The organism is Cryobacterium sp. M96 (genome assembly GCF_002929845.1).
In the GTDB taxonomy this organism is placed as follows: domain Bacteria; phylum Actinomycetota; class Actinomycetes; order Actinomycetales; family Microbacteriaceae; genus Cryobacterium; species Cryobacterium sandaracinum.
On sequence record NZ_PJJS01000050.1, the window covers coordinates 127,572 to 144,996 of the forward strand.

Genomic DNA, 17,425 nt, shown 5'->3' on the forward strand with positions numbered 1-17,425 from the left:
CCGTCCGAGGCCACGAACCGTCAGAACTACGGGCGGCTGAGCATCCAGGCCACGGCCTCGGCCGCGGTTTTGTGGGTGAAGACGAAACCGTCTGTGTGCAGCCTCTCCGGCACGATCTGCTGGTCGGCGAGCAGCAGTGCGCGAGCGGCATCCTGCAGTACGAGCGTCAGCACGAATTCCGGCACCGGCACCAGGAACGGGCGGTGCAGCCCGGCTGAAACGGCCCGGATGACGTCGTTCGCGGTGGCCGGTGTCGGGCCGACCAGGTTGACCGGACCCGACAGCGTCGAGGTGAGCAGGTGCACGACGGCCGCGGCCTCGTCGTGCAGGCTGATCCACGGCCAGTGCTGGGTGCCGCGGCCGAGCGGGCCGCCCAGGCCAAGCTTGACGATCGGCAGAAGCGGCTTCAGGGCGCCGCCGCGGGCGATGACCAGCCCGGTGCGGAGGGTGACGACACGGGTCGACTCCGGCGCACGTGCGGCCTCGGCCTCCCAGTCTCTGGTGACTTTCGCCAGAAAATCATTTCCGGCCGGGGAGTTCTCGGTGAGCACCTCGCTCGGACGGTCGCCGTAGATGCCCACGGCCGACGCATTGAGCAGCACGGCTGGCGGTGTCGCCTGCCGGCCCATGGCATCCGTCAGCGTGCGTGTGGCCTGCACCCTCGAGTCACGGATCTCCCGGCGATAGGCCTTCGTCCACGGCAGACGGGCGATGGATGCCCCCGACAGGTTGATCACGGCGTCGGCGCCGTCGAGGGCGCCCTGGTCCATGCTCAGCGCGGCCGGGTCCCAGCGGAATTCATCGGCCCCGCGCGGATCGCGGCGCACCAGGCGGGCCACGGTGTGGCCGGCCGCGCGCAGCTGTGCGCTCAGCTCGGTGCCGATCAGTCCGGACGCACCGGAGACGAGAACTCGCATTGTGTGCGGGCCGCGCCTACGCCAGCTCGGCTTCGATGGTGATCGGGATGCCCGCGAGCGCCTTCGAAACCGGGCAGTTGGCCTTGGCGTCCTCGGCGTAGACCGCGAACTCCTCTTCGGTCAGGCCGGGGATCTTGGCGCTGACCAGGAGGTGGCTGCCCACCACGCCGACGCCGGCTTCGAAGGTCACGGCCGCGGTGGTCTGGATGCTGTCGGGAGTGTGTCCGCCGGCGCTGAGGCCGTTGGCCAGCGCCATCGAGAAGCAGGCCGCGTGGGCGGCTCCGAGGAGCTCTTCCGGGTTGGTGGTGTTCGGGGTGCCGACGGACCGGGCCTGCCAGGTGACCGGGAACTCGGCGGTCTTGGAGGAGTCGAGGGTGACGGTACCGCTGCCGGACTTCAGATCGCCGGTCCAGACAGTTGTTGCTTCGCTGGTGAGTGCCATGATGTTGCCTCCTGAGGTGAAGCTTCAGCCTAACTGTCGCCTCGGCCCACATAGGGTTCACTCTCAGCCAATGATCAGGGATGGAGCTGCGGCGGCCGTCAGCTCCCGGCCAGCGGCGTCGGCCCGCGTCCGAGGATGCCGGCACGCACCAGGAGCAGGTACAACTGGCAGCCGAGGCAGTAATCGAACACGGCGTTCAGGAACGCCGCGACGAACGCGACGCCGGCAGCGACGCCCACAGCGGGCGTCAGCCCGGCCAGACCGAGCACCACGCCGGTCACGGTGACCAGCAGCCCTACCCCCTGCGCAAACGTCGGCGGGGCCGCTTTCTCCAGTGCGGTGGGCGGGCCGAGCCGCGGCCGCACGACGGTCTTGAACAGCACGCCGTAAGGGTGCCGCCCGGCGCCGGCGAACGCACCCCAGGCAAAGAGGGCCGCCAGGATCGTGAGGAGGACGAAGGCGGCAACGGATGCCCCGGTCAGCGACAGGAACACCACCACCAGGAGCAGAACGGCCGTGATCGCGGCGCCGAAGCGTGGTCCGCGCGGGTCGAGGTCCGGGCGATCCGGGCGGGCCCGGCGCGCGGAGGGCTGCGGCCGGGGCTCAGCGGGCGAACTGGGCATGGCTGCTCCCGGTGAGGTCGTCGAGTTGCCGGAGGACGCCGGCCCGGTTCGGAACGCCGCCGATCCGGGCGCGCACCTGACCGGTTCCGTCGAGGATGAGTGTGGTCGGGGTCTGCAGGATCCCGAACCGGTTCGCGAGGTCGCGGCGGTGGGTCAGGTCGACGTCCAGGTGCGCGACGCCGGGACGGGACCGGGCCAGGCCGGCGAGGAGCACCTGGGTGCCGGGGCAGCGGGCGCAGTGACTAGTGGAAAACTGCACGAGCGTGGCGTTCGCGCCGAACGGAACCCGGCTGCTGACATCCGCCGGCGTGAGCGCGTCCGGCACGCCGAGCGCCTCCGGAGCCGCCGGGTTGACCACGATGGGGCGCCCCTGGCGGGACCGCCAGAAGAGGCCCAGCACGGTGGTGCCCGAGACAAGAACCAGCACGAGAATCAGGGCGGAGGTCGAACTCATGCTGCGACGTTACAAGGATCTCGGGCCGGGCGGGTCCGTGTGACGACAGGTTACGCGTGCAGCAGGTATCGTTTAGCCGTGTCTGAAATTGAGTTCCGCTCCGATGTAACCGTCGAACTGGTGCGCGCAAGCGCCCACGACTCCGATGTGCTGTTCGCCGCACGGGTGTCGACTCAGGGGGAGCAGACCCTGACCAAGGCCCTGCTCGAGGAATCGGACGGCGACGCCCCGAGCACGGGTGACGCCGGGCTGATCAACTACCTCATGCGCGACCGCCACGGCTCGCCGTTCGAGCACAACTCGATGACCTTTTACGTGCAGGCGCCGATCTTCGTATTCCGCGAGTTCATGCGGCACCGCATCGCCTCCTATAACGAGGAATCGGGCCGCTATCGCGAGCTGAATCCGGTCTTCTACGTTCCGGCCCCGACCCGCAACCTCGTGCAGGTCGGCAAGCCCGGCGCCTACGACTTCCTGCCCGGCACGGCCGAGCAGGCCGCGCTGGTCGACCAGCTGACCCGCGAGGCCTCCGCGCACGCCTACGCGTCGTATCAACGGATGCTCGAAGCCGGCGTGGCCCGCGAGGTTGCCCGCATCGTGTTGCCGCTCAACATCTTCTCCTCGATGTACGTGACCATGAACGCCCGGTCGCTGATGAACTTTCTCAGTCTGCGTACCAAGCGCGAGGGAACCCACTTCCCGTCGTTCCCGCAGCGCGAGATCGAGATGTGCGCCGAGAAGATGGAAGACCAGTTCGCGACCTTGATGCCGCTCACCTACGCCGCCTTCAACAAGAACGGTCGCGTCGCCCCGTAACGTGACGCCGCGGCGGTGCGCGGCCGCACACTGACCGGTAGCCTGTCCCTCGTGTCTATGTCTCAGAATCCCTTCGGCCAGGTCCTCGTTGCCCTGGTGACTCCCTTCACCGCCGACGGCGAAGTCGACTGGGCGGGCGTTGCCCAGCACATCGACGACGTCATCAACGCCGGAGCGGACGGCATCGTCGTCACCGGCACCACCGGTGAGACGTCTACCCTCACCGACGCGGAGAAGATTCGCCTGGTCGAGGTCGGCAAGGATATCTCGGGCGGACGCGCGAAGATCATCACCGGCGGCGGGTCCAACGAGACCGCCCACGCCATGCAGCTTGCCAAGCAGAGCGAGAAGGCGGGCGCCGACGGCAACATGATCGTCACCCCGTACTACAACAAGCCCACCCAGGCCGGCGTTCTCACCCACTTCCGCATGATCGCGGATGCCACGGATCTGCCCGTGATCCTCTACGACATCCCCGGACGCACCGGTATCCCGATCGAATACAAGACGATCCTGCGGGCCGCGAAGCACCCGAACATCCTCGCCGTCAAAGACGCCAAGGGTGACCTGGCCCAGGTCAGCCGCGTGCTCAACCAGACCGACCTGATGTACTTCTCCGGCGACGACCCCAACGTTCTGCCGCACCTCTCGATCGGGGCGACCGGCCTGATCGGGGTCACGGCGAACATCGCCGCCACCCCGTATCGCCAGATGGTCGACGCCGTGAATGCGGGCGACCTGAAGGCGGCCACCGCCGCGCATCAGCAGCTCGAACCGCTGGTGCGGGCCTGCATGACGCACGTTCCGGGTACGGTCGCGGTCAAGTACATCCTGCACGGCCTCGGCCGAATCAACAGCCCGCGCGTGCGCCTGCCCCTCGTCGGCCCGGAGGAGTGGGAAGCCGCCCAGATCGAAGACGAAATAGACCTGGTCAAGAACATCCCCGGGGTCAACTTCTCCAACTTCCGCCCGGACCGCAATGCCGCGGCCGGCGGCGCCCTGCCGAAGGTCGCCGGAACGACACGCTGACCGCTCCACCGAACCCCGAGGAGGGCCTGTGCCCATCGATGTGTACGACCCGGCCCCGCTCACAGCGGGAACCCTCCGCATCACGCCGATCGGTGGCCTCGGCGAAATCGGCCGCAACATGACCACGTTCGAGATCGACGGCAAGCTGCTGATCGTCGACTGCGGGGTGCTGTTCCCCGAGGAGCACCAGCCGGGCGTGGACCTGATCCTCCCCGACTTCAGCCCCATCCGGGACCGCCTCGACGACATCCTCGCGGTCGTGCTCACGCACGGCCACGAGGACCACATCGGCGCCGTCCCCTACCTTCTGAAGCTGCGTGCAGACATCCCGCTGATCGGTTCGGGCCTGACCCTCGCCTTTATCGAGGCAAAGCTCAAGGAACACAAGATCACGCCGTACACGCTGCAGGTCAAGGAGGGCCAGACGGAACGGCTCGGCCCGTTCAACCTCGAGTTCGTCGCCGTCAACCATTCCATCCCCGACGCCCTGGCTGTGGCCATCAAGACCGCCGGCGGCACCGTGCTGCACACCGGCGACTTCAAGATGGACCAGCTGCCGCTCGACAACCGCCTCACCGACCTGCGCGAATTCGCGCGCCTCGGCACCGAGGGCGTCGACCTGTTCCTGGTCGATTCCACCAACGCGGATGTCCCGGGCTTCACACCCACGGAACGCTCCATCGGCCCCGTCCTCGACGACGTCATCGCCCGGGCTCCCCGACGGGTGATCGTGGCCAGCTTCTCCAGCCACGTGCACCGGGTGCAGCAGGTGCTCGACGCCGCCCACGCGAACGGTCGCCGCGTCGCGCTCCTGGGCCGCTCGATGGTGCGCAACATGACCATCGCCGCCGACCTCGGCCACCTGCGGGTGCCGGAGGGTGTGCTGGTGGACTTCAGGAAGGCCGGCAACATCCAGGGCGACAAGATCGTCTACATGTCCACGGGCTCGCAGGGGGAGCCGATGGCCGTGCTCAGCCGGATGGTCAACCAGGACCACCAGATCGAAGTCGGCCACGGCGACACCGTCATCCTGGCGTCCAGCCTGATTCCCGGCAACGAGAACGCGGTCTACCGGATCATCGACGGCCTGACCAAGCTGGGCGCCACAGTGGTGCACAAGGGTAATGCGAAGGTGCACGTCTCCGGGCACGCCGCCGCCGGGGAACTGACCTACTGTTACAACATCCTGAAGCCGAAGAATGTGCTGCCCGTGCACGGCGAATACCGGCACCTGGTCGCCAATGCCAAGCTCGCGGTGCAGACCGGCGTGCCGGAGGCGAACGTGCTCCTTGCCGAGGACGGCACGGTCATCGACCTGCGGGACGGTGTGGCCACCAAGGTCGGCCAGCTGGACCTCGGCTACGTCTACGTCGACGGCTCCACCGTCGGCGAGATCACCGAGGCCGACCTCAAGGACCGCCGAACCCTCGCCGAGGAGGGATTCATCTCGATTATCATCGTGGTCGACGCCGCCACCGGCAAGGTGATCGTCGGGCCCGAGATCCACGCGAAGGGCTTCGCCGAAGACGCCTCGGTGTTCGACGCCGTGCGCCCGAAAATCGAGGCGGCCCTGGCGGAAGCCGCCGAGCACGGGGTGCGCGACCCGTTCGCGCTGCAGCAGATCGTGCGCCGCACGGTCGGCCGCTGGGTGAATACCGCCTTCCGTCGCCGCCCGATGATCGTCCCTCTGGTGATCGAGGCCTGATCCCGCCGAGGGCGACGGATGCCGCGCGTCCGCCCAGCCCTGACGTCGCGGTCGCTGATCGCCGCCCGCAGGCGTTTTGGCGTGCCTAAGCCCCAATGTCGGGGGATCGAAGTACCGTGGTTGCATGGCTACGAGCACTAAGTCGAACGGTCGCGCCCGCAGCACGCCTGCGCGCGGCACCCCGGCGCGCAAGCCCGCAGCCCGCACCGCCGCTCAGAAGACGGTCAAGTTCACCGCGGTCGAGGTCAAGCCGAGCCTGTTCGTGCGGTCGTGGACGGCCCTGGCCCACGTGACCGGCGGGGCTGCCCGCGCGCTCGGCCCGGAGAAGCTCTCCAAAGAAGAGCGCCGCGACGGCCTGCCCTTCTTCCTCGTGCTGCTCTCAGTCTCCGGCGCCGTGATCGAGTGGTTCCTGATCAACAACGCGGTCGCCCAGACCCTCGACGCCTGGACCTTCGGCGGATTGTTCGGCCGCGTCGCGTTCGCCCTGCCCGTGATCATGCTGCTCTTCTCCGTCTGGCTGTTCCGCAAACCCAGTTCGGTGCACGACAACGGCCGCATCGGCATCGGACTATCCGTGCTACTCGTTTCGGTGTCGGGTCTCTGCCACATCTTCGGTGGCCAGCCTGCCCCCAGCGACGGCATGGAGACCCTCGCACTGGCCGGCGGTGTCATCGGCTGGATGATCGCTGCCCCCCTGATCTACCTGACCACGGCGATCGGTGCCACCATCGTCGTCATCCTGCTTCTTGCCCTGAGCCTCTTCATCATCACCAAGACCCCGCCCAACCGCATTGGTGAACGCAGCCGGGAGCTCTATGCCTGGCTGTTCGGGGCCCAGCTCCCCGATCCCGAGGAGCGCGCCGCCGCCCGGGAAGCGAAGCATGAGAAGGCCGTTCAGGTCGAACTGGACGGGGTCGACGATGACGACGGAGATGCCGGAGCGCTGCCCTGGTGGCGGCGCAACACGAGCAAGCGCGAGGAGGACCCTGACTTCGGCGGGCCGCTCGGCCCGAACGGCGCCGGTACCCCCGCCGACGATCCGAACGCCGCAGGCCCGCACGGCGCCGACCCGCTGCGCACCCTGCTCGGCGGCGACAAACGAGGCAGCTTCGACACCGCGCTGGAGACGACGCCGACGACCCCCGGTCCCAACCAGGACCATTACGGCACCGAGGTGCTCGAAGACCTGCTCCGAGCCGAAGACGTCCTCAAACGTTTCACGGGCGCGATCGACCTGCCGCAGGGCTCGTCGACCGGGCTCCAGGCCGACGACCAGACGGGCCTGACCGAGGTTCTTCCCGGTTTGACCGGAGCAGGATTCGACGCACTCGACCCGGCCGCGGCCGGTGGGGCCGCCGGTTCCGCCGACACGCGCCTGTCCCTGGTGCCGGCCCCGGTTCCGCCGGCATCAGACCAGCCCGCCGCACCCTACCTGCTGCCCTCGGACACGACCCTCACCAAGGGCCCGCCGGCCAAGGCCCGGTCGGCGGCCAACGACGAGATCGTCAAGTCCATCACCGAGGTGCTCCGCCAGTTCCAGGTCGACGCGAAGGTGACCGGTTTCTCCCGCGGCCCCACCGTCACCCAGTACGAGATCCAGCTCGGCCCCGGAGTCAAGGTGGAGCGCGTCACCGCGCTGAGCAAAAACCTCTCCTACGCCGTCGCCTCAAACGAGGTGCGCATCCTGTCGCCGATCCCGGGCAAGAGCGCGATCGGCATCGAGATCCCCAACACCGACCGCGAAATCGTCACCCTCGGTGACGTGCTCCGCTCCCCGGCGGCCTCGAACAGCACCCACCCGATGACCATCGGCGTCGGGAAAGACGTCGGCGGCGGCTTCGTGCTCGCCAACCTCGCCAAGATGCCTCACCTCCTGGTCGCCGGTTCCACCGGTTCCGGCAAGTCCAGCTTCGTCAACTCCATGATCACGAGCCTGCTCATGCGGGCCAAGCCGAGCGACGTGCGCATGGTGCTGATCGACCCGAAGCGGGTCGAGCTGGCTGCCTACGCGGGGGTTCCACACCTGATCACGCCCATCATCACCAGTCCGAAAAAGGCCGCCGAGGCGCTGCAGTGGGTGGTGAAGGAGATGGACATGCGTTACGACGACCTGGCCAGCTTCGGATTCCGCCACATCGACGACTTCAACAAGGCCGTCGTCAACAACGAGATCGTGCTGCCCGCCGGCAGCCTGCGCAGCCTCAAGCCGTATCCCTACCTCCTGGTCGTCGTCGACGAGCTCGCCGACCTGATGATGGTCGCACCGCGCGACGTCGAAGACTCGATCGTGCGCATCACCCAGCTGGCCCGCGCGTCGGGCATCCATCTCGTGCTCGCCACCCAGCGCCCCAGCGTCGACGTCGTCACGGGCCTGATCAAGGCCAACGTGCCCTCCCGCCTCGCCTTCGCCGTGACCAGCGTCACCGATTCCCGGGTCATCCTCGACCAGCCGGGCGCCGACAAGCTGATCGGGCAGGGCGACGCCCTGTTCCTGCCGATGGGAGCCTCCAAGGCGATCCGCGTGCAGGGGGCCTGGGTGAACGAGGCCGAGATCGAACGCGTCGTCAAGCACGTCACTCTGCAGGCCCGCCCCGACTATCGGCCGGATGTCTCCATGGTCGCCCCCCGCAAAGAAATCGACTCCGACATCGGAGATGACCTCGAGGTGCTCCTCGCAGCGGCGGAACTGGTCGTGTCGACCCAGTTCGGGTCCACGTCGATGCTGCAGCGCAAGCTCCGGGTCGGCTTCGCCAAGGCGGGCCGCCTGATGGACCTGCTCGAGTCCCGCGAAATCGTCGGTCCCTCCGAGGGATCGAAAGCGCGCGACGTGCTCGTCTCCGTGGAGCAGCTGCCCGGCGTGCTGGCCCTGCTGCGCGGCTCCGACGCCGAACACCACGCTGCCACGGCCACCGCTCAGGCCGCCGCAGCTCACCAGTCCGCGGCCCAGCACACGCCCGGCCCGCCCGATCCGCGCTACGCCGACGACCCGGTCGCCAAAATGTCGGAGGGGTACCTTGAAGAAGACGCATCTCCCGATGAAGACGCCTGGCAACTGACCGACAGGGACTGACCCATGGCCACACCATCCACGCCGGTCGTCCGGCCCAGCAACTGGAATCTCCCGAATCTGATCACGATCGTGCGCATCCTGCTCGCGCCTGTGTTCATCTATATGCTCCTCGCCGACGCCGGTCAGGACGGCGCGCTGCGCTGGTGGGCGGCCGCCCTGTTCATCGTGGCCATCGCCACCGACGGGATCGACGGGGCCATCGCCCGTCGGCACAACCTGGTCACCGACCTCGGCAAGATCCTCGATCCGATCGCCGACAAGGTGCTCACCGGCGGAGCCCTGGTCTGCCTTTCCATCCTCGGCGAACTGTGGTGGTGGGTGACCATCGTCATCCTCGTGCGTGAAGTCGGCATCACGGTGTTCCGGTTCGTCATGCTGAAGGACCGGGTCATCCCGGCGTCACGGGGTGGCAAGCTCAAGACCGTGTTGCAGTCCGTGGCGATCTCCCTCGCCCTCGTGCCCCTCTGGCTGCTGCTGGGCGACTGGATTTACTGGGTCAACTGGACGGCCATGGCCATCGCCCTCATCGTTACCGTCGTCACCGGGTTCGACTACCTCGTGGCCGCGCGGCGCGAGAACCGGCTCCAGCACGACCGTGGCTGATCCGATTCCTCCGGCATTCGACGAGGCCCTGTCACCTGCTGACATACCCGGGGCGACGGATGCCACCGCGCGCCTCGTCGCCGAGCTCACCCGCCGCGGCCTCACTATCGCCGTGGCCGAGTCCCTTACCGGCGGGGCGCTGACAGCCGAACTCATCCGCATCCCCGGCGCATCCGTCGTCGTCAACGGGGGAGTGGTGGCGTACCAGAGTGCGCTCAAGCACACCCTCCTCGGCGTCGACGCGGCTCTGCTCGAGGAGCACGGCCCGGTGCACCCGCAGGTTGCCCTGCAGATGGCAGAGGGCGTGCGTACGCGCCTCGCCGTCGACGGCCGGCCCGCCGACATCGGCATCGCCACGACGGGTGTGGCAGGGCCCGACGGCCAGGGTGGCCACGAGCCCGGAACGGTGTTCCTCGGGCTGGCTCGTGGAGGAGAAGTATCGGTCATCCCGCTCCGGCTGCACGGAGACCGTGCCCTCATTCGAGCGGCCTCCGTGGCCGCGGCCGTCGAAGCTGTGTGGCAGCTGTTAGCCCGTGACGCGGTGGAATAGTTCCCCGAATTCCGTGGTTACAACGAGCATATTCACAAGAAAAGCCCAGTCGATATCGGTAGTGTCAGGGTGTTCAAGGTTGTAGTACTCTTGCGATCCAACACACGCAACCACCCGGTTGAGTGGGCGCCAGAAGTATAAAACGGTACTCGATAAGCAACACATAATCAGTACGAGAAGGAGGTTCCGATGATTCTTGTTCGACAGGAAATCGGCGATGTGCTCAGGGACTTCCGCCTGCAGAAAGGGCGCACACTCCGTCAGGTAGCCAGCAGGGCCAGTGTGGCCCTCGGGTATCTGAGCGAGGTGGAGCGTGGCCAGAAAGAAGCGTCTTCCGAGATTCTGGCTTCCGTTGCAGAAGCGTTGGAGACCCCGATCTCGGTCATCATGCGGGAAGTCGGCGACCGACTGGCCATCATCGAGGGAATCGACAGGTTCCCCGACACTGTGCCCGACGAGCTCGTGGCCAACTACGACGACATGATGGTGCGCTAGTTCCATCCCATGCGGCTCAGTGAGTTCCGTCAGGCTCTGAGCGACGAGTTCGGCGAAGGCTACGGTCGCGTCCTCACTCGAGATCTCATCCTGACCCCGTTTGGATGCACCGCCGACCAGGCTCTGGCCGGCGGTGCTTCGGCGCGCGACGTCTGGCTTGCCCTCTGCGCCGAGACGGATGTCCCGAAGGCCCGTTGGTACGGCGCGGGACTCCCCGCCGCCCGCAGCTAGTTTTCGCTCGACACGCCCTGGATTCCGTGGAATTCTCGAATGCGTGTTCGCATTTTGATATACTCCTCCACAGCAGGAGTCGAAGACGGCTTATCCACTGCCGCTCCCCGTTCCCGGCTCTGTCGGACGTGCCGCGTACAGTCGGTTTGTGTCAGCGACAGAGAGCACATGCCTTGTTGAAAGCGGGTGTCGGGGTCGTCCCGGTAGCCAAACGCGACAGCCTATAGGCGCCGGAATGCACGACCGAAGGAGATCACTCATGGCATCATCAGCAGATCGCGAAAAAGCCCTCGACACCGCTCTTGCAGCAATCGACCGCCAGTTCGGCAAGGGTTCGATCATGCGTTTGGGCAGCGACGAGCGCGCCCCCGTCGAGACGATCTCCACGGGGTCGATCGCGCTGGACGTGGCCCTCGGCATAGGTGGCCTGCCCCGAGGTCGCATCGTGGAGATCTACGGTCCGGAATCGTCGGGAAAGACCACGCTCACCCTGCACGCCATCGCGAACGCGCAGAAGAACGGCGGCATCGCCGCCTTCATCGACGCCGAGCACGCTCTGGACCCTGAGTACGCCCGCAAGCTCGGAGTCGACATCGACGCGCTCCTCGTCTCCCAGCCCGATACGGGTGAGCAGGCGCTGGAAATTGCCGACATGCTCGTGCGAAGCGGGTCCATTGACCTGATCGTGATCGACTCCGTCGCCGCGCTGGTTCCCCGCGCCGAGATCGAGGGTGAGATGGGTGACTCGCACGTGGGCCTGCAGGCCCGTCTGATGTCCCAGGCCCTGCGCAAGCTCACCGGTGGCCTCAGTCAGACCAACACCACCATGATCTTCATCAACCAGTTGCGCGAGAAGATCGGGGTCTTCTTCGGCAGCCCCGAGACCACCGCCGGTGGCAAGGCGCTCAAGTTCTACGCGTCGGTGCGCCTCGACATCCGCCGTATCGAGACCCTGAAAGACGGCACCGAGGCCGTCGGTAACCGCACGCGGGTCAAGGTCGTCAAGAACAAGATGGCACCGCCCTTCAAGCAGGCGGAATTCGACATTATCTACGGCATCGGCATCTCCCGGGAAGGCAGCCTGATCGACTTCGGTGTCGAGCACGGCATCGTCAAGAAGTCCGGAGCCTGGTACACCTACGACGGCGACCAGCTGGGCCAGGGCAAGGAGAACTCGCGCAACTTCCTGCTGCGTGAAGCGGATATGGCCAACGAGATCGAGAACAAGATCCTCTTCAAGCTCGGGATCAGCCCCGAGGGTGCGGCCGCCAAGAAGGCGCAGGCCGCAATCGACGCCGCAGCCGCCCTGGTCGCCGCAGCCGCAGCCAAGGAGGCCGCAGCCGCCAAGGCGGAGTCCCTCCAGGCCAAGCTCGCCGCCCGCAAGGGGGCGTAGCGCATGGTCCACTTCGAGCCGGCCGACGAGGTCGCGTCGCTGAGTGCGGCACGTCGCAAGAGCGCGGCCCGCGGCACCGCCGCGACCCGGCCGGCCGAGCTCGAGGCGGCGCCGATCGCCGACGAACAACTGGCGCCGGTCACGTATCTCGGCGACGGTGGTCCGGCGGCGTCGAGCGGCCCCGCAGTCGACAGCGTTGCCGGTGTCGGTGCTGGTGTCGGTGTCGGTGCTGGTGCCGGTGTCGGTGCCGGTGCTGGTGTCGGTGCCGACGACGGGGACGACACCCCCGAGGGTGTGGCGTCCCGGGCCGCCGCCGATCGCGAGCACGCCGAGGGGGTGCTGCGCCAGCGGCTGCGCGGCCGGTCCCTGTCGGTGGCCGAGGCCCGCGCAGTTCTTGGCGGTACGGAGGTCGCTGAGCACGAGATCGAAGAGATCATCGAGCGCTTCATCGAGTTGTCCTACATCGACGAGGGCCGCCTCGCCGATCAGATCGTGCACAGCCACCACGAGCGCAAAGGCCTGGGGCGCTCCGGTGTGCAGGCGGAGATGCGCCGCCGTGGGCTCGATCAGGACCTCATCCTGGAAAAGCTCGACGAAATGCCCGACGACGAGACGGAACGGGCCATCGAAATAGCCGTCAAGCGGGTGGGGCAGCTCGGGCGGCTCGACGACCAGACCATCGACCGTCGACTCAACGCGTTCCTGATGCGCAAGGGCTATTCCTCGTCCATCGTGCGCGTGGCGGTGAAGGCCGCCCTTGCCTCCCGCGGTGGTTCGCCATCGCGGGTGCGGTTCCAGTAGGGAGCGGGTCGGGGCAACCCGGCCCGGTTTCGGAGGTGCCACGCGTAAGCTGGTACCCACTATGACCAGCAGCACCGCTACGCCCCCATTCTCCAGCGCCGAGACGCTGGACCCGCAGCAGTCGGCCCTGCGTACCGCGGCCCTGCGCACCTCGGCCCTGAGCGCGCCGACTCTGATTGCTCCAAGCCAGGCGGCGCACGATGCTGAGGGCCGGGCCCGCACCTACGAGGTGCGCACCTTCGGCTGTCAGATGAACGTGCATGACTCCGAACGGCTCAGCGGGTCGCTCGAAGCGGCCGGCTACGTGACGGCCGGCGGGGAGGAAGCCGACATCGTCGTGCTCAACACCTGTGCCGTCCGCGAGAACGCCGACAACAAGCTCTACGGCAACCTGGGGCAGCTGGCCTCGGTCAAGCGCCGCCACGACGGCATGCAGATCGCCGTCGGCGGCTGCCTGGCCCAGAAAGACAAGGACGTCATCCTCAAGAAGGCACCCTGGGTCGACGTCGTCTTCGGGACGCACAACATGGGGTCGCTGCCGAGCATGCTCGAGCGTGCACGGCACAACGGCGAGGCCCAGCTCGAAATCCTCGACTCCCTCGAGACCTTCCCCTCGACCCTGCCCACGAAGCGCGATTCGAGCTACAGCGGCTGGGTCTCCATCTCCGTCGGCTGCAACAACACCTGCACGTTCTGCATCGTGCCCGCGCTGCGCGGTAAGGAGAAGGACCGCCGTCCCGGCGAGATCCTCGCCGAAATCCAGGCCCTCGTCGACGACGGGGCGATCGAGGTCACCCTGCTCGGCCAAAACGTCAACTCCTACGGGGTTGAGTTCGGCGACCGTCTCGCCTTCAGCAAGCTGCTGCGCGCGGCCGGCAAGATCGAGGGGCTGGAACGCATCCGTTTCACCAGCCCGCACCCGGCTGCCTTTACCGACGACGTGATCGACGCCATGGCCGAGACGCCGTCGGTCATGCCGCAGTTGCACATGCCGTTGCAGTCCGGCTCGGACCGTATCCTCAAGGCCATGCGCCGCTCCTACCGGTCGGCGCGGTTCCTCGGCATCCTCGACCGCGTGCGCGCGCAGATGCCGCACGCGGCCATCAGCACGGACGTCATCGTCGGCTTCCCCGGCGAGACCGAGGAGGACTTCCAGGAGACCCTGCGGGTCGTGGAGCTGGCCCGGTTCGCCACCGCCTTCACCTTCCAGTACTCCATCCGGCCCGGGACCCCCGCCGCGACGCTGCCCGACCAGGTCCCCAAGGAGATCGTGCAGGATCGTTACGAGCGCCTCGCCGCCCTGCAGGAGCGGATTTCCTGGGAGGAGAACCAGGCTGTGGTCGGTCGCGAGGTCGAACTGCTCGTCGCCAACGGCGAGGGCCGCAAGGACGCCGACACCCGTCGACTCAGCGGTCGCGCCATTGACAGCCGGCTCGTGCACTTCGACGTGCCGGAAGGCTCGGAACTGCCCCGTCCGGGCGACCTCGTGACCGTCACGGTCACCCAGGCGGCCCCCTTCCACCTGATCGCCGACTCCGTCGACGGGGCTCCGCTGCGCATCCGGCGCACCATCGCCGGCGACGCCTGGGACCGCCTCGAAGCCGAGTCCTGCGGCGTGCCCAGTCACGGCGGAGCAGCAGGCGGGTCTGGCTCGGTCTCCCTCGGCCTGCCGACCCTGCGCCTACCCGACCGGGCCGTGGGCTCGCCCGCGGTGGCCAGTTCCAGCACCACGCCGATCTACGACGTCACCGACGGGGAGCGCTAGGCAGGTGCCCGGCCCGAACCCGGTGACCGGCGCCCACCCGACGCTGATCGTTGTCGTCGGACCCACCGGCACCGGCAAGTCCGACCTCTCGCTCGACCTCGCCGAACGCCTGGCCGAGGCCGGTCGGGGGGCGGAGATCGTCAACGCCGACGCCATGCAGCTGTACCGCGGCATGGACATCGGCACCGCCAAGCTCACCGTGCTGGAGCGCCGCGGCGTCCCGCACCACCTGCTCGACGTGCTGTCGGTCACCGACGAGGCCACCGTCGCCCGCTACCAGACGGAGGCCCGCGCCGCGATCACCGACATCGTGGCGCGCGGCAGCGTGCCCATCCTGGTCGGCGGCTCCGGGCTCTACGTGTCCGCCGTGGTCTACGACTTCCAGTTCCCCGGCACGGATGCCGTGCTGCGCGCCCGACTCGAAGCCGACCTGATCGAGCAGGGGCCTGGTGCCCTGTACACCCGGTTGAAGGCCGTGGACCCGGTCGCCGCCGCCCGCATCGGCGCCGGCAACGGTCGGCGCCTCGTGCGCGCCCTCGAGGTCGTGGAGCTGACCGGGGGGCCGCACACCGCCGCCCTGCCCGACGAGCCGGTCTACTGGATGCCCGCGGTCACAGTGGGCCTCCGCGCCCAGCGCGCGGAGCTCACCCCCCGCCTCGACGCCCGGGTGGAGGGTATGTGGGCCCGCGGGCTCGTCGAGGAGGTGCGCGGGCTGATCCCGAGCGGACTCGAAACCGGTGTCACGGCCAGCCGGGCCATCGGCTACGCCCAGGCCCTTGGGCAGCTGACGGGCAGCCTCAGCCGGGCGGAGGCTATCCAGGTGACGCAGCAGTTCACCCGCCGGTACGCGAGACGGCAGGTGAGCTGGTTCAAGCGTTCCCCGCACACCCATTGGATCGACTTCGACGCGCCGGATCGGGTTGACCGGGCGCTGACCCGCCTGGCCGACCCGGAACAGCCGGCCGAGCACTGGGCGGCCGACCCGGCCTCCTAAACTGGACGGCATGGGTATTGATCTGAACTTCACCAAGGGCCACGGCACCGGGAACGACTTCGTGCTTTTCTCTGATCCCGACGGGCAGATCGACCTTACCCCGAGCCAGATCCGGGCCATCTGCGACCGCCGATTCGGCATCGGTGCCGACGGCATCATCCGCGCGGTGCGCTCCACGAGCCTGGCCGCCGGTGCGATCGCCCTCGCCGAGGACGACGCGGCCGAATGGTTCATGGACTACTGGAACGCCGACGGCACGGTGTCCGAGATGTGCGGCAACGGCATCCGCGTCTACACCCGCTTCCTGGTAGAGCAGGGCCTGACCTCGCTCGACCGCGGCGACACGCTCTGCATCGGCACCCGCGGGGGAGTGCGCGACGTGCAGCGCGGCGCAACCGGCTACCAGGTCGACCTCGGCCGGTGGCGCCTCGACGGTATCGAACCGCTCGTTCGGGCGAAGGACCTGCCCGTGGCCCGCCCCGGTCTCGGCATCAACGTGGGCAACCCGCACGTGGTCGTGGCACTGGCCGACGACGACGAGCTCGCAGGCGTCGACCTCACCTTCGTGCCGCAGCTCGACCCTGACCCGGCGGCCGGGGCGAACATCGAGTTCGTGCTTCCGGGCGATCCGCTCGTCGTGAACGGTGTCGGCCGCATCCGGATGCGCGTGCACGAGCGCGGCAGCGGCGAAACACTCTCCTGCGGTACGGGGGCGGCCGCGGCGGCCCTCGCCACCCGGCACTGGGCAGGCGCGGGTGCCCCGAACCAGTGGCAGGTCGAGGTCACCGGCGGCACGCTCGGCGTGCGCATGTTTCCGACCGAGGACGGCGAGCACGTCTCACTGTCGGGTCCGGCGGAACTCGTGTTCGACGGGGTCTTCCGCCTCGGCTGAGAACTAGCTCGGGGCGATGGGCCGCGACGCGGTCTAGTCCTGGCGTTTCACCCGCAGGACCCGGAAGCCCTTGCTGATGGAGTGCCGTGAGGTGCTGAATTCGGCGGGCAGGTCGCCGTCGAGCCAGCGCTGCAGGGAGTCGGAGCCGAGGTTGCGCTGCACGACGAGCCAGGCATCCGAACCCGGCTCCAGGCGCGGCAGCCAGGTACGCAGCATGGTGTGCAGTTCGGTTTTGCCGACCCGGATCGGGGGATTCGACCAGATGGTGCGGAACGCCACGTGGGCGGGCATCTGATCGGGCCGCACCGCGGTGATGTTGGTGAGGCCGAGCTCCTCCGCGTTCAGCCGCACCAGGTCGAGCGCCCGCTCGTTGACGTCGACGGCCCAGATCGTGGCGCGGGGTGAGGCGAGGGCCAAGTGCAGGCTGATCGGACCCCAGCCGCAGCCCAGGTCGAGGAAATCGCCGCCGGGCGGCGGGGTCGGCGCGCTGTTCAAGAGCACCTGGGTGCCGGTGTCGATGTGCTCCGGGCTGAAGACCGAATTGGCTGTGGTCAGCTCGCGCTCTTGGCCTCCCAATCGAACGGTCACCTGGCGGAGTTTCAGGGTGCTGTCGGGTGCCGGGGTGAAGTAGTGGTCGGAAGGCAT

18 protein-coding genes are annotated in these 17,425 nt (G+C 68.1%); 13 read left to right on the forward strand and 5 right to left on the reverse strand.

Annotated elements, in window-relative coordinates:
- Positions 1-26 precede the first annotated feature (26 nt).
- From CXY79_RS10830 to CXY79_RS10845, 4 genes are all read right to left on the reverse strand, one after another.
- The gene (locus tag CXY79_RS10830; protein WP_104101158.1) at positions 27-917 is read right to left on the reverse strand and encodes a TIGR01777 family oxidoreductase; all 891 of its coding nucleotides are present in this window, start codon (positions 915-917) and stop codon (positions 27-29) included.
- A gap of 16 nt (positions 918-933) precedes the next feature.
- Complete coding sequence (locus CXY79_RS10835) at positions 934-1,359, reverse strand: OsmC family peroxiredoxin (protein WP_104101161.1); 426 nt, start codon at positions 1,357-1,359, stop codon at positions 934-936.
- 98 nt (positions 1,360-1,457) lie between these two features.
- The gene (locus CXY79_RS10840) at positions 1,458-1,982 is read right to left on the reverse strand and encodes a DUF4395 domain-containing protein (protein WP_104101163.1); all 525 of its coding nucleotides are present in this window, start codon (positions 1,980-1,982) and stop codon (positions 1,458-1,460) included.
- Positions 1,963-2,436 carry a thioredoxin family protein gene (locus CXY79_RS10845; protein WP_104101165.1) on the reverse strand — a complete coding sequence of 158 codons (474 nt, stop codon included), beginning with the start codon at positions 2,434-2,436 and terminating at the stop codon, positions 1,963-1,965. The genes CXY79_RS10840 and CXY79_RS10845 overlap by 20 nt, the downstream gene beginning before the upstream one ends.
- Positions 2,437-2,514: 78 nt before the next feature.
- Between CXY79_RS10845 and thyX the strand changes: the two genes are divergently transcribed.
- The 13 genes from thyX to dapF all read left to right on the forward strand — a co-directional run bounded on the left by thyX (position 2,515) and on the right by dapF (position 16,780).
- Positions 2,515-3,252 (forward strand): FAD-dependent thymidylate synthase, encoded by a 738-nt coding sequence (thyX, locus tag CXY79_RS10850; protein WP_104101167.1) that lies wholly within the window; start codon positions 2,515-2,517, stop codon positions 3,250-3,252.
- Positions 3,253-3,303: 51 nt separating this feature from the next.
- Positions 3,304-4,281, forward strand: a complete 978-nt coding sequence (gene dapA / locus CXY79_RS10855; RefSeq protein WP_104101302.1) for a 4-hydroxy-tetrahydrodipicolinate synthase — start codon at positions 3,304-3,306, stop codon at positions 4,279-4,281.
- A gap of 28 nt (positions 4,282-4,309) precedes the next feature.
- On the forward strand, positions 4,310-5,986 hold the full coding sequence (locus CXY79_RS10860; RefSeq protein ID WP_194087077.1) for a ribonuclease J: 1,677 nt from the start codon (positions 4,310-4,312) through the stop codon (positions 5,984-5,986).
- Positions 5,987-6,110: 124 nt separating this feature from the next.
- Complete coding sequence (locus CXY79_RS10865) at positions 6,111-9,056, forward strand: DNA translocase FtsK (RefSeq protein WP_104101172.1); 2,946 nt, start codon at positions 6,111-6,113, stop codon at positions 9,054-9,056.
- A gap of 3 nt (positions 9,057-9,059) precedes the next feature.
- Entirely contained in the window at positions 9,060-9,659 is a 600-nt protein-coding gene (pgsA, locus tag CXY79_RS10870) for a CDP-diacylglycerol--glycerol-3-phosphate 3-phosphatidyltransferase (RefSeq protein WP_104101174.1), read from the forward strand.
- Between the two features lie 28 nt (positions 9,660-9,687).
- Positions 9,688-10,209, forward strand: coding sequence for a CinA family protein (locus tag CXY79_RS10875; RefSeq protein ID WP_369827976.1), 522 nt, complete (start codon positions 9,688-9,690; stop codon positions 10,207-10,209).
- Positions 10,210-10,398: 189 nt separating this feature from the next.
- Positions 10,399-10,704 carry a helix-turn-helix domain-containing protein gene (locus tag CXY79_RS10880; protein ID WP_104101176.1) on the forward strand — a complete coding sequence of 102 codons (306 nt, stop codon included), beginning with the start codon at positions 10,399-10,401 and terminating at the stop codon, positions 10,702-10,704.
- Positions 10,705-10,713: 9 nt separating this feature from the next.
- Positions 10,714-10,935 carry a DUF3046 domain-containing protein gene (locus tag CXY79_RS10885; RefSeq protein WP_104101179.1) on the forward strand — a complete coding sequence of 74 codons (222 nt, stop codon included), beginning with the start codon at positions 10,714-10,716 and terminating at the stop codon, positions 10,933-10,935.
- A 259-nt stretch (positions 10,936-11,194) separates the two neighbouring features.
- Positions 11,195-12,328: a recombinase RecA gene (recA, locus tag CXY79_RS10890; protein WP_104101181.1), complete on the forward strand. Its 1,134-nt coding sequence runs from the start codon at positions 11,195-11,197 to the stop codon at positions 12,326-12,328.
- Between the two features lie 3 nt (positions 12,329-12,331).
- Positions 12,332-13,129 carry a regulatory protein RecX gene (locus CXY79_RS10895; RefSeq protein WP_104101184.1) on the forward strand — a complete coding sequence of 266 codons (798 nt, stop codon included), beginning with the start codon at positions 12,332-12,334 and terminating at the stop codon, positions 13,127-13,129.
- Between the two features lie 61 nt (positions 13,130-13,190).
- Positions 13,191-14,894 carry a tRNA (N6-isopentenyl adenosine(37)-C2)-methylthiotransferase MiaB gene (miaB, locus tag CXY79_RS10900; RefSeq protein ID WP_104101186.1) on the forward strand — a complete coding sequence of 568 codons (1,704 nt, stop codon included), beginning with the start codon at positions 13,191-13,193 and terminating at the stop codon, positions 14,892-14,894.
- A 4-nt stretch (positions 14,895-14,898) separates the two neighbouring features.
- The gene (gene miaA / locus CXY79_RS10905) at positions 14,899-15,888 is read left to right on the forward strand and encodes a tRNA (adenosine(37)-N6)-dimethylallyltransferase MiaA (RefSeq protein WP_233191418.1); all 990 of its coding nucleotides are present in this window, start codon (positions 14,899-14,901) and stop codon (positions 15,886-15,888) included.
- A 10-nt stretch (positions 15,889-15,898) separates the two neighbouring features.
- Positions 15,899-16,780 (forward strand): diaminopimelate epimerase, encoded by an 882-nt coding sequence (gene dapF, locus CXY79_RS10910; RefSeq protein ID WP_104101188.1) that lies wholly within the window; start codon positions 15,899-15,901, stop codon positions 16,778-16,780.
- A 33-nt stretch (positions 16,781-16,813) separates the two neighbouring features.
- Here dapF and CXY79_RS10915 read toward each other — a convergent pair whose 3' ends face one another.
- Positions 16,814-17,425, reverse strand: coding sequence for a class I SAM-dependent methyltransferase (locus CXY79_RS10915; RefSeq protein ID WP_104101190.1), 612 nt, complete (start codon positions 17,423-17,425; stop codon positions 16,814-16,816).